At 40.0% G+C, this 2655-nt stretch carries 3 protein-coding genes; 2 read left to right on the top strand and 1 reads right to left on the bottom strand.

Annotation, left to right across the window (positions count from 1 at the left end; translation table 11 throughout):
- Positions 1–429 (top strand): 7-carboxy-7-deazaguanine synthase QueE (locus AAF462_11500; protein MEM7009747.1); only part of this gene is annotated, 429 nt, incomplete at its 5' end.
- A 112-nt stretch (positions 430–541) separates the two neighbouring features.
- Positions 542–1432: a class I SAM-dependent methyltransferase gene (locus AAF462_11495; protein ID MEM7009746.1), complete on the top strand. Its 891-nt coding sequence runs from the start codon at positions 542–544 to the stop codon at positions 1430–1432.
- 53 nt (positions 1433–1485) lie between these two features.
- On the opposite strand, the gene AAF462_11490 is transcribed toward AAF462_11495, so the two are convergent.
- Positions 1486–2655 (bottom strand): inositol-3-phosphate synthase (locus tag AAF462_11490; protein ID MEM7009745.1); only part of this gene is annotated, 1170 nt, incomplete at its 5' end.

Genomic DNA, 2655 nt, shown 5'->3' with positions numbered 1-2655 from the left:
GGTGAGCCGCTAATTCAGGCTAAAGAGGTTGAAGAACTCTCAGAACTACTTCTTGATAATGGCTACACAATACTCCTTGAGACCAGTGGGCATAAGATGCCGCCACAAATACTATGGAGCGATAACTGCATAATAAGTATGGACTGTAAGTGTCCAAGCTCCTCCATGCAGGATAAGATGAATTTTGACCTATTTACTAAATTAAGATCAACGGACCAACTCAAATTTGTAATTCAGGATGAACAGGATTACGAATATGCCAGGGAAGTATTAAGCAGGTATAATATCAAGGCAAATATAGTATTCCAACCAACACATGGATCAGAGATAGGTTGGATAACTAGGAAGGTATTAAAAGATAAACTAGAACATATCAGAGTTTTGCCCCAACTTCATAAGCTTATCTGGGGAGATAAGAGAGGGGTGTAACTATATAGGCAATAGTGTCTGATATTTATTATTGCCAAATGTCATGTTATAATCCCCTTCTCACTATTCTAAATCGCATTCACAGGGTAGGGGTATAACGCGGAGGTTTTTAATGCAAGAAACGCATACACAAGAAATACATAAAATCGAAGAAGAAGATTATAATTACGAACCATTTGCTGATACTGAAGAATATAAACAAGTTAATAGTGAATGTATTACAAGCTGGGTCGAAATAATGAAGCAAAAGGGCGTTGACAGCATCGAGGGTATTTTAGATGTTGCCACCGGAGCTGGAACCATGGTTCAATTGGTGTTTGATAATCTGCCTGAAAGCTGGAGAAAAACTGCAGTTCTTTGCTTAGACCAGTCATCTGAAGCTCTTAAACTTGCACAATCTAAACTAGATAAAACAGTTGATAAGCTAAAAATGGTACATTCCTCAATTGAGGATATGACAATCCCCGATAATAGCATAGATATTGCTGTTTGGGGAAACGGTATACACTACCTCTCTGCCGCCGATCAACTAGACTGCGTAAAGAGGATTAGAAAGGCATTAAAGCCAGGCGGTTTATTCTTTTTCAACACTGCATTTTATGAAGAAGCAAGACCTGCAGACACTCTTCCATTTTACCGCACACAGGTAAAAACTGCTGTTAAGTATCTAAAAGACCATGGTGTAAGGAGAATCAAAACTGACTCTAAAACAGAGGCTGCGAAATTTTTGCCTCGTTCCTACTATGAAGACCTTGTAAAAGAGGCCGGTTTTAAACTCGTTGATGCGAAAGAGTTTGCTGTTGATATGCACAAAGAGGCGTGGGAATACATTAGCGCATTTCAGCAATATGCAGCGGGTGCTCTAAGAGGTTATCCGATTGACGACGCAGTAAACGCCATGAGAGATTCAGTCGGTCCTTCAATTGAAATACACGGAGATAGAGACGAAGATGGTAAACCTTACATAACACGTAAATGGCTAGCCATTAGCGCTGAGGCGTAATCCTTCCCATAAACAAGTCAAATATTATTTAGCTGAAAATTTGCCCAGGATTATTAGGCGAAGTCGTAATAGTCTAGACCCAGATGGGTAATCAGCTCTTCACCCTGCATATACCTAAGAGTGTTTTTAAGCTTCATGAGCTGGATAAATACATCATGCTCTGGATACAGACCCTCACCATGCATAGGGCTCTTGAAATAAAATGAGAGCCATTCTTGAATTCCATACAGCCCTGCTCTATTTGCAAGATCTAGGAAGATCACTAGATCAAGAACAATAGGAGCGGCAAGAATGCTGTCTCTGCATAGGAAATTTACTTTGATCTGCATTGGATAGTTGAGCCACCCAAAAATATCAATATTGTCCCATGCCTCTTTAGCGTCCCCTCTAGGCGGGTAGTAGTTAATTCTGACTTTATGGTAGTAATCTGAATATAGATCCGGATATAGATCAGGCTGAAATATGTAGTCAAGCACGCTAAGTTTGCTTTGCTCTTTTGTTTTAAACGAATATGGGTCATCTAAAACTTCACCGTCTCTATTTCCAAGAATATTAGTGGAAAACCAGCCGTCAATACCGATCATTCTGCTCTTAAGTCCAGGTGCTAAAATAGTCTTCATCAAGGTTTGGCCTGTTTTAAAGTCCTTACCTGATATTGGTACTTTCTTTTGATCAGCAAGCTTCATAAGCGCAGGTACATCGGCTGACAAATTAGGTGCTCCGTTTGCATACGGCACACCGCATTTAATTGCTGCGTAGGCATAAATCATGCTTGGAGGAATTCCAGGATGATTTTCCTTAAGCCCTTTTTCAAAAGATTTTACACTTCTATGAACTTCTGATGCTTGTATGAATACTTCTGTGCTTCCGCACCAAACCATCACCAATCTGTCAACACCGCTTTCTTTTTTGAATGTTTTAATATCTTCAATAAGCTGCTCGGCTAAGTCCATTTTGGTCTTGCCGCGCTTAAGGTGTTTGCCGTTTAGGTTCTTGACGTATTTTCTGCTAAAAACAGCCTTCATAGGAGAGGTTTGCTGCAAACCAGGTTTTAATTCGTCAAGCAGGTTTTTGTCAAGCACTCCTGCCTTAAGGGATGCTTCATAGCAGTCGTCTGGAAAAATATCCCAACCTGCAAAAACCAGATCATCTAAATCACGCAAAGGAATAAAATCTTTTATTAAGGGTGAGTTTTTATCGGTCCTTTTGCCAATTCTGATTGT

The sequence above is a fragment of the Thermodesulfobacteriota bacterium genome, from assembly GCA_039028315.1.
Lineage (GTDB): Bacteria > Desulfobacterota_D > UBA1144 > Nemesobacterales > UBA2774 > CR02bin9.
This window is presented reverse-complemented; position numbering and strand designations above follow the sequence as displayed.

Excerpts from the sequence above, each read along its gene's own strand:
- AAF462_11495 (MEM7009746.1), top strand. The coding sequence starts at position 542 with ATGCAAGAAACGCATACACAAGAAATACATAAAATCGAAGAAGAAGAT.